The 26,978-nt window shown below is 64.6% G+C and carries 23 protein-coding genes; 14 read left to right on the top strand and 9 right to left on the bottom strand.

The genetic code is table 11. From position 1 onward, the window contains the following. Positions 1-12: 12 nt before the first annotated feature. The 4 genes from IAG25_RS12680 to IAG25_RS12665 all read right to left on the bottom strand — a co-directional run bounded on the left by IAG25_RS12680 (position 13) and on the right by IAG25_RS12665 (position 4,629). A complete protein-coding gene (locus tag IAG25_RS12680; RefSeq protein ID WP_187605164.1) occupies positions 13-600 on the bottom strand; it encodes a nucleotidyltransferase family protein in 588 nt (195 codons plus the stop codon). A gap of 116 nt (positions 601-716) precedes the next feature. Continuing rightward, on the bottom strand, positions 717-2,939 hold the full coding sequence (locus IAG25_RS12675; protein WP_187605163.1) for a xanthine dehydrogenase family protein molybdopterin-binding subunit: 2,223 nt from the start codon (positions 2,937-2,939) through the stop codon (positions 717-719). Next, positions 2,936-3,925 carry an FAD binding domain-containing protein gene (locus IAG25_RS12670; RefSeq protein WP_187605162.1) on the bottom strand — a complete coding sequence of 330 codons (990 nt, stop codon included), beginning with the start codon at positions 3,923-3,925 and terminating at the stop codon, positions 2,936-2,938. The genes IAG25_RS12675 and IAG25_RS12670 overlap by 4 nt, the downstream gene beginning before the upstream one ends. Before the next feature lie 11 nt (positions 3,926-3,936). After that, positions 3,937-4,629: a (2Fe-2S)-binding protein gene (locus tag IAG25_RS12665; RefSeq protein ID WP_187605161.1), complete on the bottom strand. Its 693-nt coding sequence runs from the start codon at positions 4,627-4,629 to the stop codon at positions 3,937-3,939. A 423-nt stretch (positions 4,630-5,052) separates the two neighbouring features. On the opposite strand from IAG25_RS12665, the gene IAG25_RS12660 reads away from it, so the two are divergent. Together IAG25_RS12660 and IAG25_RS12655 are read left to right on the top strand one after the other, a co-directional pair. Next, on the top strand, positions 5,053-5,349 hold the full coding sequence (locus IAG25_RS12660) for a hypothetical protein (protein WP_187605160.1): 297 nt from the start codon (positions 5,053-5,055) through the stop codon (positions 5,347-5,349). Further along, on the top strand, positions 5,325-6,944 hold the full coding sequence (locus IAG25_RS12655) for a tetratricopeptide repeat protein (RefSeq protein ID WP_187605159.1): 1,620 nt from the start codon (positions 5,325-5,327) through the stop codon (positions 6,942-6,944). Before IAG25_RS12660 ends, IAG25_RS12655 begins: the two co-directional genes overlap by 25 nt. 25 nt (positions 6,945-6,969) lie before the next feature. On the opposite strand, the gene IAG25_RS12650 is transcribed toward IAG25_RS12655, so the two are convergent. Together IAG25_RS12650 and IAG25_RS12645 are read right to left on the bottom strand one after the other, a co-directional pair. Continuing rightward, entirely contained in the window at positions 6,970-7,485 is a 516-nt protein-coding gene (locus IAG25_RS12650) for an isochorismatase family protein (RefSeq protein WP_187605158.1), read from the bottom strand. Between the two features lie 4 nt (positions 7,486-7,489). Further along, a complete protein-coding gene (locus IAG25_RS12645; RefSeq protein ID WP_187605157.1) occupies positions 7,490-8,812 on the bottom strand; it encodes an inositol monophosphatase in 1,323 nt (440 codons plus the stop codon). Between the two features lie 62 nt (positions 8,813-8,874). On the opposite strand from IAG25_RS12645, the gene IAG25_RS12640 reads away from it, so the two are divergent. The 7 genes from IAG25_RS12640 (at position 8,875) to IAG25_RS12610 (ending at position 18,445) form a co-directional block, all read left to right on the top strand. After that, positions 8,875-9,297 carry a GFA family protein gene (locus IAG25_RS12640; protein WP_187605156.1) on the top strand — a complete coding sequence of 141 codons (423 nt, stop codon included), beginning with the start codon at positions 8,875-8,877 and terminating at the stop codon, positions 9,295-9,297. A gap of 260 nt (positions 9,298-9,557) precedes the next feature. After that, positions 9,558-11,132: a S53 family peptidase gene (locus tag IAG25_RS12635; protein WP_187605155.1), complete on the top strand. Its 1,575-nt coding sequence runs from the start codon at positions 9,558-9,560 to the stop codon at positions 11,130-11,132. Positions 11,133-11,251: 119 nt separating this feature from the next. Next, positions 11,252-12,892, top strand: coding sequence for a S10 family peptidase (locus IAG25_RS12630; protein WP_375336521.1), 1,641 nt, complete (start codon positions 11,252-11,254; stop codon positions 12,890-12,892). 779 nt (positions 12,893-13,671) lie between these two features. Beyond that, a complete protein-coding gene (katE, locus tag IAG25_RS12625) occupies positions 13,672-15,798 on the top strand; it encodes a catalase HPII (RefSeq protein ID WP_187605153.1) in 2,127 nt (708 codons plus the stop codon). 228 nt (positions 15,799-16,026) lie between these two features. After that, on the top strand, positions 16,027-16,560 hold the full coding sequence (locus IAG25_RS12620; protein ID WP_187605152.1) for a hypothetical protein: 534 nt from the start codon (positions 16,027-16,029) through the stop codon (positions 16,558-16,560). A gap of 240 nt (positions 16,561-16,800) precedes the next feature. After that, positions 16,801-17,067 (top strand): hypothetical protein, encoded by a 267-nt coding sequence (locus IAG25_RS12615; RefSeq protein WP_035501600.1) that lies wholly within the window; start codon positions 16,801-16,803, stop codon positions 17,065-17,067. 181 nt (positions 17,068-17,248) lie between these two features. Continuing rightward, entirely contained in the window at positions 17,249-18,445 is a 1,197-nt protein-coding gene (locus IAG25_RS12610; RefSeq protein ID WP_187605151.1) for a L,D-transpeptidase, read from the top strand. Positions 18,446-18,460: 15 nt separating this feature from the next. Here IAG25_RS12610 and IAG25_RS12605 read toward each other — a convergent pair whose 3' ends face one another. Together IAG25_RS12605 and IAG25_RS12600 are read right to left on the bottom strand one after the other, a co-directional pair. Continuing rightward, positions 18,461-19,345, bottom strand: coding sequence for a DMT family transporter (locus IAG25_RS12605; RefSeq protein ID WP_187605606.1), 885 nt, complete (start codon positions 19,343-19,345; stop codon positions 18,461-18,463). A 90-nt stretch (positions 19,346-19,435) separates the two neighbouring features. Then, positions 19,436-19,621: a hypothetical protein gene (locus IAG25_RS12600; protein ID WP_187605150.1), complete on the bottom strand. Its 186-nt coding sequence runs from the start codon at positions 19,619-19,621 to the stop codon at positions 19,436-19,438. A 361-nt stretch (positions 19,622-19,982) separates the two neighbouring features. Here IAG25_RS12600 and phnS point away from each other — a divergent pair, with 361 nt between their 5' ends. The 5 genes from phnS (at position 19,983) to IAG25_RS12575 (ending at position 26,547) form a co-directional block, all read left to right on the top strand. Beyond that, entirely contained in the window at positions 19,983-21,056 is a 1,074-nt protein-coding gene (phnS, locus tag IAG25_RS12595) for a 2-aminoethylphosphonate ABC transporter substrate-binding protein (RefSeq protein ID WP_187605149.1), read from the top strand. Positions 21,057-21,078: 22 nt separating this feature from the next. Then, on the top strand, positions 21,079-22,119 hold the full coding sequence (phnT, locus tag IAG25_RS12590) for a 2-aminoethylphosphonate ABC transport system ATP-binding subunit PhnT (protein ID WP_187605605.1): 1,041 nt from the start codon (positions 21,079-21,081) through the stop codon (positions 22,117-22,119). Beyond that, positions 22,097-23,026 (top strand): 2-aminoethylphosphonate ABC transporter permease subunit, encoded by a 930-nt coding sequence (phnU, locus tag IAG25_RS12585; RefSeq protein WP_187605148.1) that lies wholly within the window; start codon positions 22,097-22,099, stop codon positions 23,024-23,026. Before phnT ends, phnU begins: the two co-directional genes overlap by 23 nt. Position 23,027: 1 nt before the next feature. Beyond that, a complete protein-coding gene (gene phnV / locus IAG25_RS12580) occupies positions 23,028-23,840 on the top strand; it encodes a 2-aminoethylphosphonate ABC transport system, membrane component PhnV (RefSeq protein WP_187605147.1) in 813 nt (270 codons plus the stop codon). A gap of 253 nt (positions 23,841-24,093) precedes the next feature. Further along, entirely contained in the window at positions 24,094-26,547 is a 2,454-nt protein-coding gene (locus IAG25_RS12575; protein ID WP_035501602.1) for a glycogen/starch/alpha-glucan phosphorylase, read from the top strand. A gap of 8 nt (positions 26,548-26,555) precedes the next feature. On the opposite strand, the gene IAG25_RS12570 is transcribed toward IAG25_RS12575, so the two are convergent. Next, a complete protein-coding gene (locus tag IAG25_RS12570) occupies positions 26,556-26,876 on the bottom strand; it encodes a hypothetical protein (protein WP_187605146.1) in 321 nt (106 codons plus the stop codon). Positions 26,877-26,978: the final 102 nt, after the last annotated feature.

Raw genomic sequence — 26,978 nt, 5'->3', positions numbered from 1 at the left:
GGCGGCCGAGCTTCAAACCTGTCCGAGATCGCTCGGCAAATCGACATCGAGCAGCACGTTCGAATCATCGACTTCGATGACGAACGGCGTGTGCGTCGAAAAGATGCCGCGCGCGCCCGCATCGCCGTCGAGCGCGGCGAGCGCCTCGCGATGCGCCATGCCGAATCCCACCGGATGCCCGCGCTTGCCGTGATAAAACGGCGCGACGAGTTCAGCGCCTTGATCGAGTTGCCGCGCGACGGCTTCATACGTCGAGGCTTCGATCCACGGCATGTCGCCCAGCGCGACGAGCCAGCCATCGGCTTCGGACGTCGCCCGCACGGCCGCAGCGAGCGCCGCGCCCATGCCGCGTTCGGCGTCAGTGCTGAAGATGACGCTGCAACCCGCTTCGTTCAGGACATCGGCAAGCTTTTCGGCGCCCGGCCGGATCACCGCGATTACTTCGGCTGAAACCGCGAGCAGCTTGCGCGCCGACTGGAACACGACGGGCGTGCCGCCGGGCAGCGTGGCGAGCAGCTTGTTGTGGCGTCCGGAGGGATCGAAGCGGGTGCCGAGACCCGCCGCCAGCAGGATGCCGGTCGCGTTCGACGAATAGGTCATCGGAGCTGCTCGCGTGGGAGTTGAATGGGGATTGTGCGGCGCATCGAAGATCGTCGCAAGCATAAAAAAAGCACGCGGCGGTCGTTCAAACGGCCAGCCGCGTGCTTCGTTTCAAGTCACACCATCGTCGGCGGCAAAACCTTGTCGAGCGTGATCGGCAAATCGCGCACGCGCACGCCCGTCGCGTGATACACCGCGTTGCCGAGCGCGCCCGCCACGCCCGTTATCCCGATCTCGCCGATACCCCGCGCGCCGTGCGGATTGATATGCGGATCGGGCTGACCGACGAACGAAATATCCAGCATGCCGATATCCGCGTTCACCGGCACGTGATACTCCGCGAGATTCGCGTTCGTGTAGCGCCCGTAACGCGCATCCATCTCGCTTTTCTCGAAGAGCGCTGAACCGACGCCCCACACGATGCCGCCCATTAACTGGCTGTGCGCGGTTTTCTCGTTGAAGAGCGTGCCGACGTCGTACACCCCGACGATGCGCGGCACGCGAATGATCCCGAGATCGGCATCGACATGCACTTCCGCGAACACCGCGCCGAACGAGTGGAACGCGTACTGCTTTTTCTCGTCACCGGGGCGCGTCGTCGCGACGGCTTCGATCGCACGGCCGCCGTTGCGCGCGATCACGGCGGCCGCCGGATCGCGCCTGTCCGGATTCGACACGCTCACGACCCAGCCGTTGGACACCGTCACGTCCTCGCGCGCGAGACCGGCGACGGGCGATCCGCGATCCGCGAGCGCCATCGCGATGAGCTGATCGCGCGCCTGCATCGACGCCGCGCGCACCGCGGGCGACACGCTCGCCGCCGATTGCGAGCCGCCTGACACCGGCGCTTTCGGCAGCGACGAATCGCCGAGCGCGAAGCGCACGTAATCGAGCGGAAAGCCGAGCGCGTCGGCGGCGACCTGCGTCATGATCGTGTAGGTGCCGGTGCCGAGATCCTGCGTGCCGGAGGCGACCATCGCGGTGCCGTCGGGCAGGATGCGCGCCACCGCCGACGCCTCGCTGCGGTTCGCCGGATACGTCGCCGTGCCGACGCCCCAGCCGACGAGCGAATTGCCTTCGCGCATCGAGCGCGGCGCAGCGTTGCGCCGCGCCCAGCCGAACTTCTCCGCGCCGCGCGTGTAGCACTCCATCAGCGCCTTGCTCGACCAGGGCTTCTTCTCCTGCGGCTCCATGTTCGCGTAGTTCTTGAGGCGAAACGCGAGCGGGTCCATCTTCAACTGATACGCCATCTCGTCCATCGCCGATTCGAGCGCGAACGAGCCGCTCGTCTCGCCGGGCGCGCGCATGAAGGTCGGCGTGCCGATGTCGAGCTTCACGAGCCTGTGCGACGTCGACTGATTCGGCACCGCGTAGAGCATGCGCGTGACGATCGCCGAGGTTTCGGTCCAGTCCTCGAATGTCGATGTGGTGGATATGACGTCGTGACGCATGCCGGTCATGATGCCGTCGTCGCGGGCGCTGACCTGGATGCGCTGCTCGGTGTACGGGCGGTTGCCGATCATGCCGAACATCTGCGGACGTTCGAGCACGAGCTTGACGGGCCGGCCGGTCTGCTTCGACGCCATCGCCGCCAGCACGACATGCGACCACACCGAGCCCTTGCAGCCGAAGCCGCCGCCGACGAACGGGCAGATCACGCGCACGTTGTCATCGGAGATGCCGAAGAACTTCGCCACCGCGCTGCGCGCGCCGGACACGCCTTGCGTCGCGTCGTAGAGCGTGAGCTTCGGACCGTCCCAGCGGGCGACGGTCGCGTGCGGCTCCATCGGATTGTGATGCTCGTAGGGTGTCGTATAGACGGCGTCGAGGCGCGTCGGGCCTTGCCGCAAGCCCGCATCGACGTCGCCGCGCTTCGTCGTAACCGCGCGGCCCATCATCTTTTCCGGCTGATACGCGGATGCCTTCGCGCGTTCGAAATCGGCAGTGGGCATTGCGGCTTCATAGCGCACGTCGACGTAACGCGCGGCGCCCCGCGCGTGCTCCAGCGAATCGGCGACGACGACCGCCACCGGCTCGTTGCTGTAACGCACCTGGTCGGTTTGCAGCAGCGTGAGCTTGCGCACGGCGGGCGGCTGCGCGTCGGGGACGCCGCCGTTGGGCAGACGCATCGCGTTCTGATACGTCATCACGAGCAGCACGCCGGGCATCGATTGCGCGCGGCTCGTGTCGATCGAGGCGATGCGGCCGCTCGCGACCGTGCTCGTGACGAGCACCGCGTGCGCGAGCTTGGCGTCGGTGTTGTCGGCCGAATAGCGCGCCTGGCCGGTGACCTTCAGCACGCCGTCGGTGCGATCGAGCGGTTTTCCGATAAAAGTCATGCGACACCTCCGGCCTGTTGAAGCGCGCGCACGATCGCACGCTGCGCGAGCGCGACCTTGAACGCGTTGTCGCGCTGCGGCGTCGCGCCCTGCACGGCGAGCGCGGCGGCGGTTTGCAGCGTCGCCTTGTCGAGCGATTTGCCGACGAGCGCCTGTTCGGTCGCGTTCGCGCGCCACGGTTTGTGCGCGACGCCGCCCAACGCGATGCGCGCGCTTTTGACGGTGCCGCCGTCCATCTGCAACGCCGCCGCGACGGACACGAGCGCAAACGCATAGCTCGCGCGGTCGCGCACCTTCAGATATTTCGAGTGATCCGCGAAGAGGGGCGGCGGCAGATCGACCGACGTGATCAGCTCGCCCGGCTGCAAGGTGGTGTCGAGGTCGGGCCTGTCGCCGGGCAGACGATGAAACTCCGCGAACGGAATCGCCCGCTCGCCGTTCGGGCCGGTGACGCGCACGACGGCATCGAGCGCGGCGAGCGCGACGCTCATGTCGGATGGATTCGTCGCGATGCATTGACGGCTCGCGCCGAGAATCGCGTGCATGCGATTGTTCCCGTCGATGGCCGCGCAGCCGCTGCCGGGCGCGCGCTTGTTGCACTGGGGAAAGCCGGTGTCATAAAAGTACGCGCAGCGCGTGCGCTGCATCAGATTGCCGCCGACCGTCGCCATGTTGCGCAATTGCGCCGACGCCCCCGCGAGCAGCGCCTGCGACAAGAGCGGATAGCGCTCGCGCACCCACGCGTGATTCGCCGCGTCGCTGTTGCGCACGAGCGCGCCGAGCCGCAGGCCGCCGTCGGGCAGGGCGGTGATGCCGTTGAGCGCATCGATGTGCGTGATGTCGACGAGCTTCATCGGCCGCATCACGCCGCCTTTCATGAGATCGAGCAGATTCGTGCCGCCGCCGATGAACATCGCGCCCGGCTGGCTCGCCGCCGAGAGCGCCGCGCCGATGTCGGCGGCGCGCTGATAGGAGATCGCGTCCATGTGCGCCTCCTTTAGGCGTTGCCCGACGCGACGGCTTTCACTGCCGCGACGATGTTCGGATATGCGCCGCAGCGGCAGATGTTGCCGCTCATGCGCTCGCGGATTTCATCGTCGGAGAGTTGCGCCGGGCGAAAGCGCACGTCGGCGGTGACGGCGCTCGCATCGCCTTTGCGATATTCGTCGATGAGCGCCGTCGCCGAGCACAATTGCCCGGGCGTACAGTAGCCGCACTGAAACGCGTCCTTCTCGATGAACGCACGCTGGATGGGCGCGAGCGTGTCGCCGTCGGGCGCGAGGCCTTCGACGGTCGTGACGGATTCGCCGTCGTGCATCACCGCGAGCGTGAGACACGAATTGATGCGCCGTCCCGCCACGATCACCGTGCACGCGCCGCACTGTCCGCGGTCGCAGCCTTTCTTCGTTCCGGTGAGGTTCGCGTATTCGCGCAGCGCGTCGAGCAGCGTCGTGCGCGCCTCGACCTGCAATTCATACGGATGGCCGTTGATGGTGAGCTTCACGGGCATCATCGGCACGCTGGCGGGCGGCGGCGCTACGGCGGGCGTCGCAGCGCTCTGCTGTTGCGCGTGCGCGAGCGGCGCGGCGCTCACGGCCGCTGCCGCCGCGGCCGACTGGAGGAAACGCCGGCGCGACGGCTTTTGCGCCGCATCGCTGACGTCGTGGGGATGGCTATCGGCTGGTGACATAGGAATCGGTTCTCCTCGCTCGTTCGGAAGAGCGCCGGTCGGACTCGAATCTTCGTGGCTTTTGCTCGCGACCGATTGCGACGGATCGGGCGGAGCGCCGATGCTCGAGTTCACGGGCGGCGCGTGAGGCGCGAGCTCGTGAGCGTCCGTCAACTGTAAGGGAACCGAACGTTCGTCGACCCGCAACCGGTGATGTCTAGCAAATCGGATGCCATGCGGCGGTGTCCCGCATCGAATTCCTGCGCTCGTGCACGTCCACGCTGCAAAGCACAGGAGATCGTTTCGCTGACCGATCCGGCGTAGGTCACGCTTTGTGACGTCAGCGAGCGCGCGCGAGGTTCAAAATTGCATGATTTCGTCGCCGCTATCGTCGAAAAGCGATATCGCGGCCCGGAAGCATCCTTTCAATTCCTGAAGTCAGTCATGTTTGTCGATACGTATCAACGCGCGGCCCAGCTTTACTCGCTGAACCAGCACGCCGACGCACTGGCCGTCTTGTCGCCGCTGCTCGATCGCCCAGACGCCGATGCCGAGGCGCTCAATCTCGCGGCAGCATGCGCTTACGCGATGAATCGCGCGGATCTGGCGCAGGCGTACTGGCAGCGCGCGGTCGACGGGCATCCGGCGCACGCGGGAGTCCGCAACAACCTCGGTAACCTGTACGAGCAACTCAACGGTTTCCTGAAGCGGAAGCGATGTATCGGCGCGCGATCGATCTGAACGCCGATTCCGCCGAAGCGCACTACAACCTCGGGAACGTGCTGGCGCTGCAGGACCGCATCGTGGACGCGGAGCGGTCGTTGCGCAGGGCGCTCGAACTGCGGACGGATCTGGCGCCGGCACATTACAGCCTGGGCAAGTTGCTGATGACGCAGGCGCGCGCCGACGAAGCGCAAACGCATTTTCGCCTCGCAATCGAAGTCCGCCCTGACTGGGCCGACGCGCATTTCAATCTGGGCAACGCACTCGCCGCCTTGCAGCGCCGGGACGAAGCCGAGCGCGCCTATCGCGCGGCCATCGAACTGAATCCCCGCCTGACGAGCGCGTATCAGGCACTGGCGGAACTGCTCGAAACGGATGGACGCGAAGCGGACCTCGAGCGCGTGTATCGCCGTCTGGCCGAACAATTGCCCGAGTTGAGCGCCGCGCATTACAACCTGGGGCAGGTGATCTATCGGATGACGGCCGTCGCCGGGCTCGAGCGCATCGACGAGGCCGAAGCGGCGTACCGTCGCGCGATCGAGATTCAGCCGGATTACACGCAGGCATACATCGCGCTCGGCAACCTGCTCAAGGAGCACCCTGGGCGCGCGCACGAGATGCTGACGACGTTTCGGCGCGCCGTGGAAGTCGATCCGAATTCCGCGGAAGCCAGGATCAATCTGGCCGCAGGGCTCTTGCGCGTCGGAGCGTATGACGAAGCGTGGCCGTTGATGGAATACCGCTACGGCGACGATTCGTCGGGGCGGCGCATCCGCGTGCCGGACTTGCCGTTTCCGCGGTGGCGAGGCGAGCCGCTCGCCGGAAAATCGATGCTCGTTATCCACGAACAGGGATTCGGCGACTCGTTTCAGTTCTGCCGCTATCTGCCGCTGCTGAAGTCGCAAGGGCTCGCGACGCTGTCGGTAGCATGGCCGCAAAAGGATACGCTGCTCGCCTCTGTCGATGGCGTCGACGCCTGTATCAGCGACGATGCATTGCACACTTCGCTGCGACACGACTACTGGGTTTTCATGATGAGTCTGCCCGCGCTCCTCGAAACCAGGACCATTCCGGACGTCACGCCCTATCTCGCCGCGGATAAAGCGCGCATCGAATACTGGCGCGGCCGGCTGCCCGCGCAGTTGCCGAAGGTGGGGATCGTGGCAATGGCGGAACCTCGTGAGTCATCGTTCGAGGCCCGCCGCTGGGTCGGTGCGCAAGCCTGCATGCCGTTGCTCGGCTTGCCCGGCGTGCGCTTCGTCAATCTGCAAAAGGCGCCTTTCGCGCGCGCGCAAATCGAGACCCTGCCGCCGCATCTGCGGCCGCTCGACCTGATGGACGATGTCGAGGACTTCGCCGATACGGCTGCGATCATTGCTTCGCTCGATCTCGTCATCTCCGTGGATACATCGGTTGCGCATCTCGCGGGCGCGCTCGGCAAGCCGGTGTGGATCCTGCTGCCGTCGAACCCGTGCTGGCGCTGGTTGACCGAAGGCGAAGATTGCGTCTGGTATCCGAAAGCGCGCCTGTTCCGGCAGACCAGACCCAACCAATGGGACGATGTGATCGCGCGCGTCGCGGACGCACTCGCCGAGTGGCGCGATCGCAACTAACCGCCTGCCCACGCAAGCGCCGTGATCATTTGATGAGCGCGAGCGCGTCCCTGAAGCGCGGATGCGTGAAGCTGCCGAGCCAGCCGAAAATCGCCGTCTCGACAGTCGTTATTCGCGCGCCATCCTGCCGCGCCCGTTCGAGCGAGACGGCGCGATCTTCCACGCGGCGCGATGCGACCGCGTCCGCAACGAACTCCACGCGATAGCCGAGCCGCAGCAGCCCGAGCGTGGTCAGCAACACGCACACATGCGCCTCCGCGCCGGCGACCCACAACGTCGCGGGCGCGGGCGGCAGTGCGTCGACGAAAGCGGGCGCGAGCGTCGCATCGAACGTGTGCTTTTCGATCACCTTCGCCAGCCGGACATCGCCCAGCAGGGCTTGCGCTGTCCCCCCGAGCCCTTGCGGATTCTGCTCCGTGACGACCACCGGCACCTCCAGCAGATTCGCCGCGCGCAGCAGCGTGCCGACGCGCGCCGTCAGCCGCCCGGCGCCATCCAGATGCGGCAGCAGCCTCGCCTGCATGTCGATGACGACGAGCATGGCGTTACGCCTCGCTCTCCATGATCTGATCGATGAGCCGCGCGTTCTCGCCCGCCGAGCCGATGCCCGCGTGCCTGGCCATCGGCACGAAGAAATGCGTGGCGATCGGCAGCTTCGAGCGTTCGAGCCAGTTGGTCAGATGCGCGGCCAGGCGTTTCGCCGGCGTCCTCAGTTCCTCGCGCAGCACGCCGGGCAGTTTTTCGAAGTGACGCATCTCGGTCTGATACGGCTCGGGCGCGACGCACAGCGCGTTGGGCCGGCCATCGACATCGACGGGAAGCCGCTCCAGCGCCTGATGCAGCAGCGCGACGCCCAGTCCCTCGCCGCGCCACGGCTTGCGCACTTCCCACAGGCTGATGTAGATCACGCGATGCGCATTGAACACCTCGCACAGCTTTTCGGGGCCGAGCGCCTCGGTGGCGGCGAGCGCGAGCGAGAGCATCTCGCCCGAGTAGGTATCGAGCGTATAGACGAGATCGGCGCTGCTCGTGAGCGGCGGCACCTTGACGAGCTGCAGCCGCACCGCCGCCGCGACGATGTCGCTGCCCGCTTCGTGGAACACGGCGAACGCGGTGCCGAGGCGCTCGTCGTCGACTTGCGGATACTCGTGGCGATAGGTCATCGTGAAGAGAAACGGCCCGATCTTCTCGCGATAGGCGAGCGGCCGGTCGACATCGTAATCGTCGACGCCGTCGAGGCCGTAGGGATCGTAGTCGCGTTTCTCGCGCCGCTCGCCATTTGGCGCGGCCGCGGCGAGCGCCGCGAGCGGGCGGCGCGACTCGGGCACGAGATCTTCCGGCAAACCTTCCCATGTGAGACGCAGGAATTCCCGTCCGCCGCGATAGTGCGTCTCGAAGAGCGAGAGCACCTGCTCGCTCGCGGCCGGATCGAGGATGCGCTGCGCGCAATCGTAGGCGCGGTCGAGGAGTTGATCCGCTTCGGCGGGATCGGGCGCGAGGTGCGGCTCGCTGCCTTGCGGCACGGCGGGCAAGCCTTTTGCGAGACGTTCCCTGTGCGCGAGTTCGAGCCACTCGTCGGCGACGCGTTCGGCGATGAATCCGGCCGCGATCCGATAGCCCGTCAACACGATCGACTGGCCGGTGCGCCCGAGCGGAAACACGTACTCGTCGTTCATGGCGTCCTCGACGGTGACGCCGCGAAAGGTTTCGCGCGGCGCGCTCACGTTCGCCGCCGCATCGAAGCGGTCATGCGACAGCACGTGGGCGAGGAGGTCCGACGCGGCGGGACCGAATTCCGATCCGGCGCCGGGAAGCAGCTTCAGCAGGGACAAGGTACGCGTGGTGCCGGTCGTGCTCGATGTGCTCATGAATGCCATCTCCGATCGTGAAGGGTTATCGTAACAAACCGTCGTACTTACGGGAGAGATCGATGAACGTTCAAAACGATGATGAGCGGGCGGCTACGGTTCATGAAGGAGGATGCGCATGCGGCGCGTTCCGTTTTCGCGCGGCGGGCAAGCCGAAGCGCGTTGGGATGTGCCATTGCATGACGTGCCGTCAAGTGCACGGCTCCGCATTCGGAGCTTATGCGATTTACGCGCGCGGCGACGTGATGATGAGCGGCAGCCTTTCGACGTGGCGCAGTTCCGAGCACGGCCGCCGGCATTTTTGCCCGGTGTGCGGCTCGGTCGCCTACATGGAATACACGACGCACGATGAAGTCGATCTGCCGATCGGCGCCTTCGACGAAACCGGCCTCTTCGAGCCGGACTACGAGCTGTGGTGCAAGCATCGCGAGCCGTGGCTGCCGCAGGGCGCGCGTCCGGAGTACGACGAAGAGCGCGCGCACTAGGCGTCATCGATCAAGGCGCTCGCGCAGGCGCGCGAGCCCGAATCCGATAGAGACATCCCTTTGAAGACCGGGACAGGTTTTGTCTCGCCGGAACTGCATGCTCTCGTCAACGGTCCGAGCAATTGCATTCGCGCCCAGAAAATAAGACGATAAGTAACGTGCGCTGTGGAAGTTGCCAGCGAGCGCCGAAAGCGTCTAAGCGCGGCAGCGGCAGGATCGAGAACCTTTGAACCTCATGGCCAGCGAGGAGCATCGATACCATGACGAAGCAACCGGTCAGCGGCAGCGACAAGATTCATCCCGAAGGCGCGACGTGTGTCGGCGATTGCGATCCCTCCGAGCAGATCGAAGTGATCGTGATGCTGCGGCGCAAGGACGAAGCCGGATTCAAGCAGATGATGTCGCGCATCGACGCCGGCGAGGCGCCCGCGCAAGCCGTCTCGCGCGAAGAATTCGACAAACGTTTCACCGCATCCGCGGAAGACGTCGGGAAGGTGAAGGCCTTCGCCGCGCAATACGGCCTGACGGTGGTGCGCGCCGAAACCGAGACGCGCAGCGTGGTGTTGAAAGGCACCATCGAACAGTTCCAGAAAGCTTTCGACGTCAAGCTCGAACGCTTTCAACATCACAACATCGGCGAATATCGCGGACGCTCGGGGCCGGTGAAGGTGCCCGACGACATGCACGACATGGTCACCGCCGTGCTCGGCCTCGACAGCAAGCCGCAGGCGCGTCCGCATTTTCGTTTTCGTCCGCCGTTCAAGCCAGCGCGCGGCGCGGCGCCCGCGTCGTTCACGCCGGTCGATCTCGCGCGTCTCTACGATTTCCCCGATGGCGACGGCGCCGGCCAGTGCATCGCGATCATCGAGCTGGGCGGCGGTTATCGCGACACCGATCTCTCCGCGTATTTCTCGAAGCTCGGCGTGAAGGCGCCGAAAGTCGTGGCGATCGGCGTCGATAACGCGAAGAACGCGCCCACGGGCAACCCCAACGGACCCGACGGCGAAGTGACGCTCGACATCGAGATCGCGGGCGCCATCGCGCCGGGCGCGAGCATCGCCGTGTACTTCGCGCCGAACAGCGACGCCGGTTTCGTCGATGCCGTCAATCGCGCGCTGCACGATTCCACCAACAAGCCGTCCGTGATATCGATCAGCTGGGGCGGGCCCGAGTCGAACTGGTCCTCGCAGTCGATCGGCGCGTTCAACGACGTGCTGCAAAGCGCGGCGGCGCTCGGCGTGACGGTCTGCGCGGCATCGGGCGACAGCGGTTCGTCCGATGGCGCCGGCGACGGCTCGGATCACGTCGACTTTCCGGCGTCGAGCCCGTATGTGCTCGGCTGCGGCGGCACGAGCCTCGTGGCATCCGGCTCGGGCATCGCGAAGGAAGTCGTGTGGAACGACGGCGATCAGGGCGGGGCGGGCGGCGGCGGCGTCTCGGGCGTGTTCGCGTTGCCGGCGTGGCAGGCGGGGTTGTCGGTCACGCGCAATGGCCAGGCGACGAAGCTCGCGAAGCGCGGCGTGCCGGATGTGTCGGGCGACGCATCGCCGCAAACCGGCTACGAGGTGCTGATCGACGGCGAGGATACGGTCGTCGGCGGCACGAGCGCGGTCGCGCCGCTGTGGGCTGCGCTGATCGCGCGGATCAACGCGATCAACGCGTCGCCGTCGGGCTTCGTCAATCCGAAGCTCTACAAGACGAAGGCGGCGTTCCGCGACATCACGGAAGGCAACAACGGCACCTTCTCGGCGGCGGCGGGCTGGGACGCATGCACCGGCATGGGCAGCCCCGACGGCACGAAGATCGCGGCCGCGCTCGTGCCTGCGAAGAGTTGAGGCAAGTGCAAAGGCGTAAGACAGTGAACAACAACCACGACGACGATTCTGGAGCGACGACGATGAACTCCGATCCACTGGCAGCGAGCGACAAACCTTCCGGCGCGGAAGAACCGGCCATGACGGCCGCCGCGAAGAAAGCGCCGAAGAAGACCACGACGGCGAAAAAGGACCAGCCGTATTTCGATCCGGTCGCTTACGGCAACGGCCCCGACGACGCGGTCGCGGCCACCGAAGCCGACGAGAACGCGGCCATCACCCATCACAGCGTGACGGTCGGCGGCGCGAAGATCGCTTATACGGCGACGGTCGGCCATCTCGTGACGGTCGATCCGAGCAGTTCGAAGCCGAGCGCGAAGATGTTCTATGTCGCGTTCACCAAGGACGGCGCGAAGGAGGAAGCGCGTCCGCTCACGTTCTTCTACAACGGCGGGCCGGGCTCGTCGTCGGTGTTCGTGCTGCTCGGCTCGTTCGCGCCGCGCCGCATCAAGACGGCGATGCCGAGCTTCACGCCGCCCGCGCCGTATCAGATGGAAGACAACCCGGACAGCTTGCTCGATCGCAGCGACCTGATCTTCATCAATCCGGTCGGCACGGGCTATTCCGCCGCGATCGCGCCGAACAAGAACCGCGATTTCTGGGGCGTCGATGAGGACGCGGCTTCGATCGCGCAGTTCATCAAACGCTATCTGACGAAGAACAACCGCTGGAATTCGCCGAAGTTTTTGTTCGGCGAATCGTATGGCACGGCGCGCAGTTGCGTGCTCGCGTACAGGCTGCACGAGGACGGCATCGACCTGAACGGCGTCACGCTGCAATCGTCGATTCTCGATTACCGGCAGGCGGGCAATCCGGTCGGCGCGCTGCCGACGGCGGCGGCGGACGCGTGGTATCACAAGAAACTCGGTGTGCATCCGACGCCGACGAATCTTCTGAACTTTGCCGAGGAAGTCGCGGAATTCGCGCGCACGGACTATCTGAACGCGCTGCGCAAGTTTCCGCAAACCGACGACGAGGTGGTCGAGAAGCTGTCCGAATACACGGGCATCGACAAGGCGACGCTGCTCGCGTGGAGCCTCGATATCGCCGCGTACGACAGCCGTGGCAACTCGCTTTTCCTGACGACTTTGCTGAAGTCCAAAGGCGAATCGCTCGGTTCGTACGACGGCCGCGTGACGGCGATTTCGACGGGCATCGCCGGCAAGATCGACCCGAATTCGGGCGGCAACGACCCGACGATGACGGCGGTGAGCGGCGTCTACACGACGATGTGGAACAGCTATCTGAACGAGCAGCTCAAGTTCACGTCGACGTCATCGTTCACCGATCTGAACGACCAGGCGTTCCTCAACTGGGACTTCAAGCATACCGATCCGACGGGCGCGCAGAAGGGCGTGGATTCGAAGGGCAACATCATCCTCTACACGGCGGGCGATCTCGCCGCGGTGATGGCTTTGAATGTCGACCTGAAAGTGCTTTCCGCGAACGGGATGTATGACTTTGTGACGCCCTTTTACCAGACGATCATCGATTTGCAGCAGATGCCGCTGATCGACAAGACCGTGCGGCAGAATCTGTCGGCGACGTTTTATCCGTCGGGGCATATGGTTTATCTCGACGGCGGGTCGAGGACGCAGCTCAAGGCCGATCTGGCGAAGATGTATGACGAAGCCACGGCGAATCATGCGGCTCTCGGGCGGATCATTGCTTTGCAGAAGGTTACTGCGGATAAGTTGGGGGCGTTGTCGCCGGTGGGTTGAAGGTTTTTTTTGCCGCGGGCGGGCTTTGGTGGTTGGTCCGCCTGTGGGTTCGATGGATCCCGGTTTCTTAGTGGTTTATTAGCACTGCCCCTGTGCGGGGCGGCAGTCACTTTCTTTGCTGCTGCAAAGAAAGTAACCAAAGAAAGCAGCTCGTTGAGGCCCGCGATCACACGCAGTTTGGCCATGCTTGCCAGCCGCCGATGGCCCTCGCCTAAGTGTCGCCCCCAAAGGCCCGGTCGGGCTTGGCTCGCGCACGGTCTGACACATCGCACCACAGAACAAACTGGTTCAGCACTAGATAGCTCCGGCCCGCTTCGCGGCCGATGGGTCCATCGGGTTTGCGTGCGCATGCGTACTTGCAACGCTTCCATCTCACTGCATCCGTGGCTCGTTGGTTTCCCTTGCAGACCCATCGGCAGCGCGTAGCGCTGTGCCGAAACTATTTGGTGCTGAACCAGCGCGCCAAAACATTTGGAGCGGCAGACCGTGCGCGAGCCAAGCCCGGTATGTCCTTCGAGGACGACACTTAGGCGAGTGCCGCCTGCGGCTGGCAAGCATGGCCAACGTGCGTGTGACCGCGGGCGGTGAGAAGCTGTTTCTTTGGTTACTTTCTTTGCAGCAGCAAAGAAAGTGACTGCCGCCCCGCACAGGGGCAGAGCCAATAGACCGACACGAATACGGGACCAACCAACAAAAACTGAAAAAAACCGAGTAGGAACACCACTTGCGGGCGAGTGAGAGCAAAACCTCACCCAAAATCCCCCGGAGGAGTCCCCACAATGGCAACAAAGAAACAGCCGCCCGCGAGCGGCGTCGCCCGCACGCCGTCGCAAAGCAACACCAACAACAAAGTCGAATCCCTCGAAACCTTCCGCAGCGACGCCACCAACCAGGCCCTGACGACGAACCAGGGCGTCAAGGTCGCCGATAACCAGAACACCTTGCGCGCCGGCGAGCGCGGCCCCTCGCTCCTCGAAGACTTCATCATGCGTGAAAAAATCACGCACTTCGACCACGAGCGCATTCCTGAACGTATCGTCCATGCCCGCGGATCGGCGGCGCACGGCGTCTTCAAGGTGTACGAATCGCAGGCCGGACTCACCAAAGCCGCGTTTCTGCAAGACCCGTCGAAGGAAACGCCCGTCTATGTGCGCTTCTCGACCGTGCAAGGCTCGCGCGGCTCCGCCGATACCGTGCGCGACGTGCGCGGCTTCGCCGTCAAGTTCTACACGGAAGAAGGCAACTTCGATCTCGTCGGCAATAACATGCCGGTGTTCTTCATCCAGGACGCGATCAAGTTTCCCGATTTCGTCCACGCCGTCAAACCCGAGCCGCATAACGAAATGCCGCAAGGCGGGTCCGCGCACGACACCTTCTGGGATTTCGTCTCGCTCGTGCCCGAGTCCGCGCACATGGTCCTCTGGACGATGTCCGATCGCGCAATCCCACGCAGTCTGCGCACGATGGAAGGCTTCGGCATCCATACCTTCCGCTTCATCGACGCCCAGGGAAAAGGCCGCTTCGTGAAGTTCCACTGGCGCCCGACGATCGGCTCGGCGTCGCTGTTGTGGGATGAAGCGCAGAAGCTCGCAGGCAAGGACGCGGACTTCCATCGCAGGGATTTGTGGGAAGCGATCGACAACGGCGACTATCCCGAGTGGGAGCTCGGCGTGCAGATCGTCGAGGAAGAGGACGAGCACAAGTTCGACTTCGATCTGCTCGATCCCACCAAGATCATTCCCGAGGAACTCGTGCCGCTGAAGATGATCGGCAAACTCACGCTGAACCGGAATCCGGACAACTTCTTCGCCGAGACCGAGCAGGTCGCGTTCTGTCCGGGGCATATCGTGCCGGGCATCGACTTCACGAACGATCCGCTGCTGCAAGGCCGTCTTTTCTCCTACACCGATACGCAGATCAGCCGGCTCGGCGGTCCGAACTTCCACGAGATTCCGATCAACCGGCCGCTCGCGCCATTGCATAACGGTCAACGCGACGCGATGCATCGCCAGACGATCGACAAGGGTCAGGCATCCTACGAGCCAAATTCGATCGACGGCGGATGGCCGAAGGAAACCGCGCCGGCCGCGGCGGGCGGCGGCTTCGAGAGTTACACGGAGCGCGTCGAAGGATCGAAGATCCGCGTGCGCAGCCCGTCGTTCAGGGATCACTATTCGCAGGCGACGCTCTTCTGGAACAGCATGACCGATCCCGAAAAGGATCACATCGTCGGCGCTTATTCGTTCGAACTCTCGAAGGTCGAGCGCAAGCCCATCCGCGAGCGCCAGCTCGGCATCCTCGCGAATATCGACGAGACGCTTACCGCGCGCGTCGCCGCCAATCTCGGCCTGCCCGCGCCCAAGAAAAACGCGGACGCCGACGAACTCGGCAAGTCGTCGGTGACGGAGTCGCCTGCGCTGTCGATCGTCGCGAAGGCGAAGCCTTCGGTCAAAACGCGCAAAGTCGCGATTCTCGCCGCGCCGGGCGCCGATGCCGCGAGCATCAAGGCCGTGCAGGACGCGCTCAAGGCCGAAGGCGCGCACGCGAAGGTCATCTCGCCGACGCTCGGCTCGCCGGCACAAGGCATCGAGACCGACGCCACCATTCTCGGCATGCCGTCGATCATGTTCGACGGCGTGATCGTCGCGGGCGGCAAGGACAGCGCGAAGACACTGTCGCAGTCCGGCGACGCGCGTCATTTCGTGCTGGAAGCGTTCAAGCATCTGAAGGCGATCGGCGCGATCGGCGACGGAGAGGACTTGCTCGCGGCCGCGCATTTGCCGAACGGCGAAGAAGGCGTGGCGGTCGGGAGCGATGCAAAGCAGGTGCTGAAGAGCTTCATCGAAGCGATGAGCAAGCATCGCGTATGGTCGCGCGCCCAGAAGGCGGAGTCGGTTCCGGCCTGATACGTGCGCTAGTCGTGTTTCGCCGCCTGCGCCGGCATGGGCCACCATGCCGTCGGCAGGCGCGCTTCCCGGTGTTTCTCCCACATCCGAATCATCGACATGACGCGCGTTTCGGGGCCGCGATCAACTCTTCGCGTGCAGCGTGCGTTTCGTGTGTTTTAATTGAACCTCCGATCATCTCAAAAAATGCGCGGCGAACCTTGGCCGCGACGGATGGCGCACAGAGGCATGAGTCGAAGGGATACCCGGTTCATCAAGAAAACGAAGCCAGGCGCGGGCCGCACGAGCCGGAGCGCGCGCGTGGCACTGGCGTGGTGCTGCGCAATGCTCGCGCTGATGCCCGGCGCGCCGCACGCCCAGCGCGCCGACTGGCTCGATACGCGCGTCACGCAGGCGACCATCGTCGATACGATCTGCGTGCCCGGTTATGTGGACCGCGTGCTGCCGTCGTTCGAGCTTCAGATGCGGCAGAAGGAGCGGCTCCTGAAGCAACGCAGCATCGATGCGTCGTTCGCGTCGGAATATGCGCTCGATCACCGTATGCCGGTGCTGCTCGGCGGCTCGCCGAATTCACCCGCGAATCTCGATCTGCGCCGCTGGGAAGGGCGCGCGGGTCAGCGGCGAAAGGAACGGCTCGCCGTCTATCTGAAGCGCTGCGTCTGCACCGGCGACATCACGCTGAAAGATGCGCAGACCGCGATGGTGGGTGACTGGCCCAATCGCTATCCGAATCTTTCCAGCATGACGTGCAGCGGCTTCTGACAATCGATTCCGCCAATTGATTCCAGCCATCCGTCCGATTTAGAACATCTATTGAAAAAGGCGGAATGTCGCAGCACGCGGGTGGCTTACGGTATTAGTATGGAGCTATCTCGAAATTCGCCGTGGAGCTGCCATGATGTTCGCGTACCTGTCCCTTTTCGTCGTCGGCACGCTTGCGGCGCGCGTGATCCTGAAGCAGCGCCCGCAGCCCGTGCGTGTGCGCGCAAGAAGGTGACGCCGATGAACCTGATCGTCTGGAACCTTCCGCAACGCTGCGCCGCGCGCGACGTGCGGCGCTTTCTGGAGCACGAGCTCGGCGGCTATGCGAGCGATATCGAAGTCCACGGCGCGGGCACCGCTCAAGCCTACGCGGTCGCGAGGCTCGCCACCGATGTACCTTACATCGGCGAGGCGATCGCGCAAAAGCTGTGTCATCAGCGCTTTCTCGACGAACCCTTGCGCGCCCGGGCATCTCCATCGGGTGACGCGTCCATCCGTCTGCATTGATTCCCGTGCGCGCCGCGCGCTAGTGGCGCGCCCGGCGGCCGGAATGAACTTTGCTGAAGCTCCTCTGACGAACGTCATGTAGCGGCGAAGCCGGTGTTCGTGCGCACCGGCTTTTTTGTCGATGCGCGCATTCGCGCACGCGCCGCTCGTTGTCAGAACGCAAAGCGGATCATTCATATCGATGCAGCAGGCAGGAAAGAACAAGACGCCGTTCGGCGCAAGGATTTTCGTGGGCGCGGCAGCGGGCGCGCTCGTTTCGATGGCGACAGCGGTTCATGCGCAGCCTCAGGCTGCATCGGGCGCATCGGGGACGGTCGCGCAGGGTAGCGTGACGGCGATGCCCGTCGCGCCCACGCCGCCGATGCCCCATACCGCGAGCATCCCGCACGTCGCGAGTGCTCCCGAGCGCGCGCTTCCGGCGATGCCGGTGCCGATGCCCGCGCAAGCGTCTTCGGAAGCGTCGGCGGCTGCCGAGGCTTCGGCCGCATCGGCGGCGAGTGCGGCGTCGGCGGCGAGCGCCGCGAGCGCGGCATCCGAAGCGCAGGCGCCTGAAGTGCCCTTGCCCGCGGAGCCGCCCGAACCCAACCTCGCGCAGCGCACCGACATGCCGCCAACGGGCGCCTATGCGATGCGGCAGGACTTCGCGCAGCAGGTCGATCGGCGGCTCACGGTGCCCGTCGCGGATCAGCAAGCCTACGGCCGTCTGCTGCAACATACGCTCGACGAAGACGGCCACGGCGATCTCGCCAACGAGTTCGTCGTGCTGGTCGATCGCAGTGCGAACGTGCAGGCGATCTTCGTCTACTTCCGCGGCAAGGCGGGCGATGCATGGTCGATGATCGGCGCGTCGCCGGTATCGACGGGCCGGCCCGGCACCTACGATCACTTCGTCACGCCGCTCGGGGTCTTCCAGCACGTGCCGGGCAACATGGACTTTCGCGCCGAGGGCACGCTGAACGAGTTCAAGATTCGCGGCTACGGCGCGCGCGACATGCGCATCTACGATTTCGGCTGGGCCGACGGCGAGCGCGGCTGGGGCCGTGGCGGCAAGTCGCCGATGCGCTTCCAGATGCACGCCACCGATCCCGAGAAGCTGGAGCCGCTGCTCGGCATGCGCCACTCGAAGGGCTGTGTGCGCATTCCGTCGACGCTCAACACCTTCTTCGATCATCACGGCATTCTCGATGCGCAATACGAGGCGCGCGCATCCGAAGGCGAGTCGATGTGGGTCCTGAAGGCTACGCGCAAGACGACGCCCTGGGCGGGCCACTATCTCGTCGTCGTCGATACGGGCCGGAAGACGCGGCCGGCGTGGTCGCCGGGTCCGGGCAAGGCGGTGCGCGCGCACATCCCGGCGGGCGCGGATACAGTCGATTGAACCGCGTCCGAAGCGCTATTTCGCGCGCGCGAGCAGCACGCCCGCGAGCGCGACGCCGAAGCCCGCGAGTTGCACGGCGTTGAGCGTCTCGCCGAACGCAAGAAAGCTTTCGAGCGCGGCGAGCGGCGGCGCGAGAAAGAGCAGGGCGGTCGCGCGCGATGCGTCGCCGCGCCGGACCATCCACACGAGCAGTGTCGTCGCGACGCCCGAGAGCATCACGATGCCCCATGCGAGTGAGAGCCACGTCGTCATCGACGCAATGAAGCGATGCTCGCCGAGCGCCATCGCGAGCACGAGCGCGACGATCGCAGCGCCCGCGTTCTGCAATGCGCTGGCGCTGCGGATATCGGCGCGTGCGAGCGAGGTCTTCTGATACAGCGTGCCCGCGGTGATCGCGACGATGGACAGCAGCGCGACCATCACGACGATCGATTGCGACGGGTGCCCGCCTCCTGCATGTTCGACGTGCGCGCCGCTCGCCGCGATTTTCGGCGCGAGCACGAGCGCGACACCGGCGAGGCCGAGCGCGAGCCCGCTCCATGCGCGCGGCGAGAGCCGTTCACCGAAGAGCCGCGCGGCGATGGCGGCCGTCAGAAGCGGCTGCAGCGCGCCGAGCAGCGCCATGATGCCCGCGCCGAGTCCTTGCGCGACGGCCCAGTAGCCCGCGCCGAGATAGACCCCTTGCAGCAGCGCGCCGGCGAACAAGTGCCGGCCGATGTCGCGGCCTTTCGGCCAGGGCGCACGCGTGATGATGGCGATCGCGAAAAACAGCAGCGTCGTGCCGGCGAAGCGCGCGAGCAGATACAGATTCGGATCGACGTAAGGCGTGATCGCCCGTGCGACGATGAAGCCCGTCGACCAGAGAAACACGAAGACGGGAGCGGCGAGGATCGAAACCATGTGAGGCATGCGGCAAGACGGGATGCCGCAGTATGCGATCGATGGCTTGCGGGCGTCTTGTCTAACCGTGCACTCGTCGGTGCGGGCTCGTCATTCGATGGTGAAGGTGTCGAGCGGCTGGTTGGCGCGTGCATCGCCCTCGAAGCGTCGCGATAGTTGCGCGTGCAAGCGCTTGGCTTCGTCGAGCGTGAGATCGATCCAGTAGGGATCGCCGGCTGCGTCGTTCAAGCGCCCAGGAGGGAACTGGATTTCGATTACCACGCCTTTTTTGTACATCTTGATGCCTCGTTTGGAGCTTCTTGCGAAGCGAAACAGTCTAGCGGATGAATGTTCGGGGATAGCTTTCCCTGCGGAAAGAATGCATTGCTTTCGGCATGGTTGGGTTTTTGGCTGGATCCCGTTTTCGTGTCGGTCTATTTGTGTTGCCCCTGTGCGGGGCGGCAGTCACTTTCTTTGCTGCTGCAAAGAAAGTGACCCCCGCCCCGCACAGGGGCAGTGCCAATAGACCGACACGAAAACAAGATTCCCCGAAAGCCCAGCAAAAAACCCCCTTCACATCGATGTCACAGACCTCTGCAATGCTTGGGGGTTGAAGGTCACCCCGCCCATCCATCACCTCTACAAGAGACACCCAAAAATGACCCGCGATTTCCGCTTCGCGCGCACCGTGCTGCCGGCGTTCGCCGCCGCCTTCACCCTGTTTGCCGCGATGCCCGTCCACGCCGCCGACGCTGTCGTCCTGTACACCGCCGACGGCCTCGAGAATCTCTACAAGGACGTGCTTCCCGCATTCGAAAAGAAGGAAGGCGTGAAGGTCAACATCGTCACGGCGGGCAGCGGCGAAGTGGTGAATCGCGCGACCGTCGAGAAGGATTCGCCCAAGGCCGACGTGCTCGTCACGCTGCCGCCGTTCATCCAGCAGGCGCAGCAAGGCGGCCTCCTGCAACCCTATCAGAGCGTGAACTACAAGAACGTGCCCGCCATCGCCAAGGCGCAGGACGGCGCATGGGCCACGTTCGTCAACAACTACTTCTCGTTCGCGATCAATCCGGAAGTCACGAAGACCGCGCCGAAAACCTTCGCCGATCTGCTGCATCCGAACTACTCCGGCAAGATCGCGTATTCGAATCCGGCGACGGCAGGCGACGGCATGGCCGTCATCATCCTGACCTCGGCGCTGATGGGCGAGGACAACGCGTTCGACTACCTCAAGTCGCTCGAGCAAAGCGCGAAGTTCCATACGAAGGGCACGGGCTATCTCGACGTGCTGCTCTCGCGTAACGAGATCGCGTTCGCCAACGGCGATCTGCAAATGGACCTCGACGATGCCGCGAACGGCGGTCTCTCGATCAAGCCGCTCTTCCTGTCGCACAAGGCAGGCGAAGCGCCGACCACGTTCCAGTTGCCGTATGCGATCGGCCTCATCAAGAGCGGTCCGAATCAGGCGGCCGGCAAGAAGCTGATCGACTATCTGATGTCGTCGGAGGTGCAGTCGAAAGTGCCCGATATCTACGGCATTCCGGGCCGCACCGACGTGCCGCTCGCCGGCAAGAACGGCGAAGCCGTCAAGCAGGCGATCTCGGGCGTGAAGCTGATTCCCGTCGACTGGAACGAAGTCATGCAGAAGAAGGCGGGCTGGACCGAGCGCTGGAAGACCGAAGTCATCGGCAACACGGGCAAGCAGACCGACGTCGTCAAGCCGAAGTCGTAACGTGAGCGCTCTTCCCAAAGAAATGTCCGGCGTCCACTCGACGCCGGGCGTGCATATCGATCGTCTGACGGTGCGATTCGGTACGCGCACCGTGCTCGACGATCTCTCGCTTCGCATCGGTCGCGGCGAATTTCTCACCGTGCTCGGCCGAAGCGGCTGCGGCAAGACCACGTTGCTGCGCTTCATCGCGGGCTTCGTGAAGGCCGATGCGCTCGCGGGCACGCTCACCGTAGCGGGCCGCGATCTCACGCACGTGCTACCGCATCAGCGCAATCTCGGGCTGCTGTTCCAGAGCTACGCGCTCTTTCCGCATCTGTCCGTGTTCGATAACGTCGCGTTCGGGCTGCGCGCGCGCAAGCTGAAGGCGGGCGAGGTCGCGAGGCGCGTCGCCGATGCGCTCAAGCTCGTGCAGCTTTCCGATGCCGGTCACGTGATGCCCGCGCAGCTTTCCGGCGGCATGCAGCAGCGCGTCGCGCTGGCGCGTGCGCTCGTCATCGAACCGGATGTGCTGCTGCTCGACGAACCGCTCTCCGCACTCGATGCGAACCTGCGCGCGTCGGTGCGCAGCGAGTTGAAGGCGTTGCATGAGCGCTTGCCGAATCTGACGATCGTCTGCGTAACGCACGATCAGGACGATGCGCTCGTGCTCTCCGATCGCACGCTCCTGATGCGCGATGGCCGTATCGCGCAACTCGGTGCGCCGCGCGAGTTGTACGATGCGCCCAACGATGCCTTCGTCGCGCGCTATCTCGGCGCGGCGAACCTGTTGCCGCCGCGCGTGGTGTATCCCGTCGGCGATGCACGGCACGACGAGCGCGAACGTCTCGCGTGCATCCGTCCCGAGCGCTTCACGATCGTGCCGCTGGGCGAAGGTCCGTTGCACGGCACCATCGCGTCCGTCGAATGGTATGGCGCGGCGCTTTCCATTACCGTCGCGCTCGATGCGTCGCCCGACGAGCCCGTGCTCGTGACGACGCAACGCGGCCATTCGCGCATGCCCGATAAAGGCACGCGCGTGTCCCTTCGCTTCGAGGCTGACGATGTCGTCCTTGTTCGTTCCTGACAGCGTCGCGCGCAACGAAGGCGGCATCAGCGATGCGGATCTCTCCGCGCAATTCGCCGCGCATGCCGAAGAAGCGAAGCGCCGCGAGCGCAAAGGGCAATGGCATCTGCTCTTCATACTCGTGTTCGTGCTCGGGCCGCTCGTCGTCTATCCGCTCGCGCGGCTCGTGATGCTCAGCGTGACCGGCACGAACGGTTTCACGCTGCATGCGTACACCGCGTTCTTCGGCAACCCGGAAACGCGCGGCATGATCGGCACGACGCTCGGCATTCTCGTCGCGAGCGCGAGCATCGCTTCGTTGCTCGGCGTCGCGATCGCGTCGATGTTGTTCTTCAGGCCGTTCGCGGGCGCGCGTCTGCTCACGCGCTTCCTCGAATTGTTCGTCGCGTTTCCGTCATTTTTGGTCGCGTTCACGCTGATCTTTCTCTACGGCTCGCAAGGGTCCGTCAGCATCGGCTTGCAGCGGATCTTTTCGCTCGATGCGACGCCGCTCGATTTCCTCTTCGGCATCGGCGGCGTGATTCTCGCGGAAGTCGTGTTCTATGCGCCGTTCGTCGTCCGGCCGACGCTTGCATCGTATGCGACCCTCGACATGCGGCTCGTCGAAGCAGCGAAAAGTCTCGGCGCCGATGGCTGGATGGTCGCGACGAAGGTCGTCTTGCCGCTCGCGTGGCCGGGCATCGCCGCGGGCACGATTCTCTGCTTCCTGCTCACGCTAAACGAATTCGGCATCCTGCTCGTGCTCGGCAGCGCGCATCTGATCACCTTGCCGATCGCGATCTATAGCGCAGCGACCGTCGATCTCGATCTTCCCACCGCGGCCGCCGGCTCGGTCGTGATGCTGCTGATGTCGCTGTCGCTCTATGCGCTATACAGGCGCGTCAATCGTCGCGCGGGAGTCCGCTGACATGCAGCTTTCGGTTTCGTCGCGATTCACGCCCGGCGCGTTCCTGCGCTTCGCGTTCACGGGCTTCGTCGCGCTCTTGTGCTTCTGGCTGTTTGTGCTGCCCGTGGTCGTCGTCGCCTTGTCGAGCGTCGCGTCGCACTGGTCGGGAACGATCCTGCCGGATGGCTTCAGCACGCGCTGGTTCGCGCGGCTTTCGTCGAGCGATCTCGATGCGGTGACCACGAGCCTCGAAGTCGGTCTCGGCGTCGCGTTCATCGGCACGGCGCTCGGCTTGTGGCTTGCGCTCGCGCTGGAAGGGCGCGACCGGCGCGGTCTCGGCGCGCTCGTCGATGCCGTCGCGATGATGGGCAGCGGCGTGCCGAGTGTCGTGCTCGGGCTCGCGGTATTGATCGCGTATCACAAGCGTCCGCTCGATCTGTCCGGATCGGCCGCGATCGTCGTGCTGGTGCAGCTCGCGCTCGTGCTGCCGTTCTGCTATCGCTGCGCTGCCGCCGCGCTGCGTCCCGAGCTCACGATCCTGCGCGAAGCCGCCGCGAGTCTCGGCGCGCCGCCGCGGATGGTGCTCGTGCGCGTGGTATTGCCGCAACTCGTGCCCGCGATCCGCGCGAGCCTTGCGCTCGGCTTCGCGCTTTCGCTCGGCGAGCTGGGCGCGACGTTGACCGTCTATCCGCCCGGTTTCGCGACGGTGCCGATCGTCGTCGTGGGGCAGGTCAATCGCGGCTACTATCTGCCGGCATCGGCGCTCTCGCTGATCCTGCTGGCGGTCTCGCTTGCGGCGCTTCTGCTGATCGCGGCTCGCGCGCCGCGCCGCTGACCGCATCCATATCATACGGAATCCGAATCAAATTTCGTCCTCTCGACAGGCCCGTGCGGTTGCCAGAAGCAATCCGCGGGCCTCGTCCCGGTTTCGGCGTGTCATACCAAAATAAATAAAACTGGCGTAACCTGCACGTTCAGGCACGTCCGCACCCGCTTGACCGGATCAGCGCGCCAATATGGGGCAACCGGTGTGAACTCCCGTCATGCTTTCGCGGTCGTTGCATATGTCGCAAAAACCGGAGGTTCCGATGACATCCGTCGACCTGGAATTCGACCAGCTCAACAGCACTGTCGATGCGCTCAGGCGCTCCATCTCGAACCGCCTGATGTACGGCGTCGGCAAAGATGCAGTCACCGCGCAGCCGCGCGACTGGCTCCATGCCGCCGAACTGGCGGTGCGCGATCGTCTCGTCGCACGCTGGATGCGCACCACGCGGCTGCAGTACGAGCAGGACGTGAAACGCGTCTACTACCTGTCGATGGAGTTTCTCATCGGCAGAACTTTCAGCAATGCGCTGCTCGCGCTCGGCATCTATGACGAGGTGCGCGACGCGCTGGCCGGCCTCGGCGTCGATCTCGCGACGCTCGAAGACCTGGAGCCGGACGCCGCGCTCGGCAATGGCGGCCTCGGGCGCCTCGCGGCCTGCTTCCTCGATTCGATGGCGACCGTCGGCGTGCCCGGCTTCGGCTACGGCATCCGTTACGAATACGGGATGTTCCGGCAGACGATCGTCGATGGCAATCAGGTCGAGATGCCCGATTACTGGCTGCGCGCGGGCAATCCGTGGGAGTTTCCGCGGCCCGAGGTCGTGTACACCGTGCACTTCGGCGGCCGCACCGTGCAGCACGAAGATCGCACCGACTGGATCGACACCGAGCACGTCAACGCGATGGCCTACGACACGGTCATCCCCGGCTTCGCGACGACGGCAACGAATACGCTGCGTCTGTGGTCCGCTCGCGCGACCGACGAGTTCGACCTGTCCGCGTTCAATCAGGGCGACTATCGCCGCGCGGTGGAGGCGAAGAACACGTCCGAGCATGTGTCGCGGCTGCTGTATCCGGACGACTCGACGCAGGCCGGCCGCGAACTGCGTCTGCGTCAGGAATACTTCTTCGTCTCCGCGACGATGCAGGATCTGATTCGCCGCTATCAGCGCACGCACACACATTTCGGGCGGCTCGCGGAAAAGGTCGCGGTGCATCTGAACGACACGCACCCGGTCCTCGCGATTCCGGAACTGATGCGTCTTCTCGTCGACAGGCATCATCTGCCGTGGGACAAGGCGTGGAAGCTCATCCAGCAGATGTTCTCCTACACGAACCACACGCTGATGCCCGAGGCGCTCGAAACGTGGGACGTCGAGATGCTCGCGCGCCTGTTGCCGCGGCATCTGGAGATCATCTTCGAGATCAACGCGCAGTTCCTCAAGCAGGTCACCGAGAAGTTCGGACGTGATGTCGAACTGATCCGCCGTATCTCGCTTGTCGACGAATACGGTCAGCGGCGCGTGCGCATGGCGCATCTCGCGATCGTCGCGAGCCACAAGGTGAACGGCGTATCGAAGCTGCACTCGCAACTGATGGTGCAGAACATCTTCTCCGACTTCGCGCGCATGTATCCCGAGCGCTTCACCAACGTGACGAACGGCGTCACGCCGCGACGCTGGCTCGCGCAGGCGAGTCCGTCGCTGTCCGCGCTCATCGACAAGCGGCTCGGACCGCGCTGGCGCACCGATCTCTTCGAGCTCGGCCGCCTGCGCGAATGGCGCGACGATCCCGAGTTCTGCAAGGCCTTTCACGACGCGAAGTTCGCGAGCAAGCTGCGTCTGGTGGAACGCGCCAAGCGCGACGCCAACGCGATCATCAATCCGGAAGCGTTGTTCGACCTGCAGGTGAAGCGCATCCACGAGTACAAGCGGCAACTGCTCAACATCCTGTACGTGATCGTGCGCTACAACCGCATCCGCGAGAATCCGGAGCAGGACTGGACGCCGCGCGTCGTGATGTTCGCGGGCAAGGCGGCGTCCGCGTACAAGATGGCGAAGAACATCATCAAGCTCATCAACGATGTCGCGAAGCGGATCAACGCGGACCCGCTCATCGGCGACCGGCTGAAGGTCGGCTTCATTCCGAACTACGGCGTGAGCGTGGCCGAGCTCATCATTCCGGCGGCCGATCTGTCCGAGCAGATTTCGATGGCCGGCACCGAGGCTTCAGGTACCGGTAACATGAAGCTCGCGCTGAACGGCGCGCTGACCATCGGCACGCTCGATGGCGCGAACATCGAGATCTGCGATGCGGTCGGGCGCGAGAACATCTTCATCTTCGGCAACACCACCGATGAGATCGAGTCTTTGCGCGCGGCGGGTTATCGGCCGCGGCAGATTTACGAGGAGAACGCGGAACTGAAACTCGCGCTCGACCAGATCCGCCTCGGGCATTTCTCGCCGGAAGAGCCGCATCGCTTCTACGATATCTTCCACACGCTCGTGGACTGGGGCGATCACTACATGGTGCTCGCCGACTTCGACAGCTTCGACAAGACGCAGACCGAAGTCGATCTCAAGTTCCGCGACAAGGACGCCTGGACGAAGAGCGCGATCGAGAATGTCGCGGGCATGGGCATCTTCTCGTCGGATCGCACGATCGCGGAGTATGCGCGCGATATCTGGCACGTCGAGCCGCTACAGGTGACCTGACGACGCGTTCAGTGCCGCGTGACACGGATCACGCGGCCGAGCGTCGCGTTGGGGAAATGCGCGGTGAGCGTGCCGATGACGTCGTTGATGTCTTCGCTGTCGGTCTCGACATAGAGCGTCGTGCAGTCGTGGAGGCGGCTCGTCTCGACGACGTACGCCTGCGCGAGCGCGCCGAACGCATACGCGAGCACTTCGCGCGCGGGTGACGAGTCGAGGCCCGGAACGGTCAGATCGAACGCGACGCAGTGTCGCGTTTCACGGCGGCGCGGCGAGCCGCCGCTGAGCGTATGGGCAAGAATGGTCGAATCGGAGGAGGTGCGGAGGTCCATCGATGTAAGCCGTCCAGCGACGGCTCGTAGTGGCAACGCTTGAACTCTAGCGCCGCGTGCCTAAAGGCCGGGCTAAAGAAACGCGCCGCCGTATAAACGCCG

Origin of the sequence: Caballeronia sp. EK (assembly GCF_014384845.1) — a bacterium.
GTDB classification, from domain to species: Bacteria; Pseudomonadota; Gammaproteobacteria; order Burkholderiales; family Burkholderiaceae; genus Caballeronia; species Caballeronia jiangsuensis.
Note: the sequence above shows the minus strand (reverse complement) of the source record. Positions and strands in the feature narration are given on the sequence as shown.

Excerpts from the sequence above, each read along its gene's own strand:
- IAG25_RS12680 (WP_187605164.1), bottom strand. The coding sequence starts at position 600 with ATGACCTATTCGTCGAACGCGACCGGCATCCTGCTGGCGGCGGGTCTC.
- IAG25_RS12675 (WP_187605163.1), bottom strand. The coding sequence starts at position 2,939 with ATGACTTTTATCGGAAAACCGCTCGATCGCACCGACGGCGTGCTGAAG.
- IAG25_RS12670 (WP_187605162.1), bottom strand. The coding sequence starts at position 3,925 with ATGGACGCGATCTCCTATCAGCGCGCCGCCGACATCGGCGCGGCGCTC.
- IAG25_RS12665 (WP_187605161.1), bottom strand. The coding sequence starts at position 4,629 with ATGTCACCAGCCGATAGCCATCCCCACGACGTCAGCGATGCGGCGCAA.
- IAG25_RS12660 (WP_187605160.1), top strand. The coding sequence starts at position 5,053 with ATGTTTGTCGATACGTATCAACGCGCGGCCCAGCTTTACTCGCTGAAC.
- IAG25_RS12655 (WP_187605159.1), top strand. The coding sequence starts at position 5,325 with ATGTATCGGCGCGCGATCGATCTGAACGCCGATTCCGCCGAAGCGCAC.
- IAG25_RS12650 (WP_187605158.1), bottom strand. The coding sequence starts at position 7,485 with ATGCTCGTCGTCATCGACATGCAGGCGAGGCTGCTGCCGCATCTGGAT.
- IAG25_RS12645 (WP_187605157.1), bottom strand. The coding sequence starts at position 8,812 with ATGAGCACATCGAGCACGACCGGCACCACGCGTACCTTGTCCCTGCTG.
- IAG25_RS12640 (WP_187605156.1), top strand. The coding sequence starts at position 8,875 with ATGAACGTTCAAAACGATGATGAGCGGGCGGCTACGGTTCATGAAGGA.
- IAG25_RS12635 (WP_187605155.1), top strand. The coding sequence starts at position 9,558 with ATGACGAAGCAACCGGTCAGCGGCAGCGACAAGATTCATCCCGAAGGC.
- IAG25_RS12630 (WP_375336521.1), top strand. The coding sequence starts at position 11,252 with ATGACGGCCGCCGCGAAGAAAGCGCCGAAGAAGACCACGACGGCGAAA.
- katE (WP_187605153.1), top strand. The coding sequence starts at position 13,672 with ATGGCAACAAAGAAACAGCCGCCCGCGAGCGGCGTCGCCCGCACGCCG.
- IAG25_RS12620 (WP_187605152.1), top strand. The coding sequence starts at position 16,027 with ATGAGTCGAAGGGATACCCGGTTCATCAAGAAAACGAAGCCAGGCGCG.
- IAG25_RS12615 (WP_035501600.1), top strand. The coding sequence starts at position 16,801 with ATGAACCTGATCGTCTGGAACCTTCCGCAACGCTGCGCCGCGCGCGAC.
- IAG25_RS12610 (WP_187605151.1), top strand. The coding sequence starts at position 17,249 with ATGCAGCAGGCAGGAAAGAACAAGACGCCGTTCGGCGCAAGGATTTTC.
- IAG25_RS12605 (WP_187605606.1), bottom strand. The coding sequence starts at position 19,345 with ATGGTTTCGATCCTCGCCGCTCCCGTCTTCGTGTTTCTCTGGTCGACG.
- IAG25_RS12600 (WP_187605150.1), bottom strand. The coding sequence starts at position 19,621 with ATGTACAAAAAAGGCGTGGTAATCGAAATCCAGTTCCCTCCTGGGCGC.
- phnS (WP_187605149.1), top strand. The coding sequence starts at position 19,983 with ATGACCCGCGATTTCCGCTTCGCGCGCACCGTGCTGCCGGCGTTCGCC.
- phnT (WP_187605605.1), top strand. The coding sequence starts at position 21,079 with ATGTCCGGCGTCCACTCGACGCCGGGCGTGCATATCGATCGTCTGACG.
- phnU (WP_187605148.1), top strand. The coding sequence starts at position 22,097 with ATGTCGTCCTTGTTCGTTCCTGACAGCGTCGCGCGCAACGAAGGCGGC.
- phnV (WP_187605147.1), top strand. The coding sequence starts at position 23,028 with ATGCAGCTTTCGGTTTCGTCGCGATTCACGCCCGGCGCGTTCCTGCGC.
- IAG25_RS12575 (WP_035501602.1), top strand. The coding sequence starts at position 24,094 with ATGACATCCGTCGACCTGGAATTCGACCAGCTCAACAGCACTGTCGAT.
- IAG25_RS12570 (WP_187605146.1), bottom strand. The coding sequence starts at position 26,876 with ATGGACCTCCGCACCTCCTCCGATTCGACCATTCTTGCCCATACGCTC.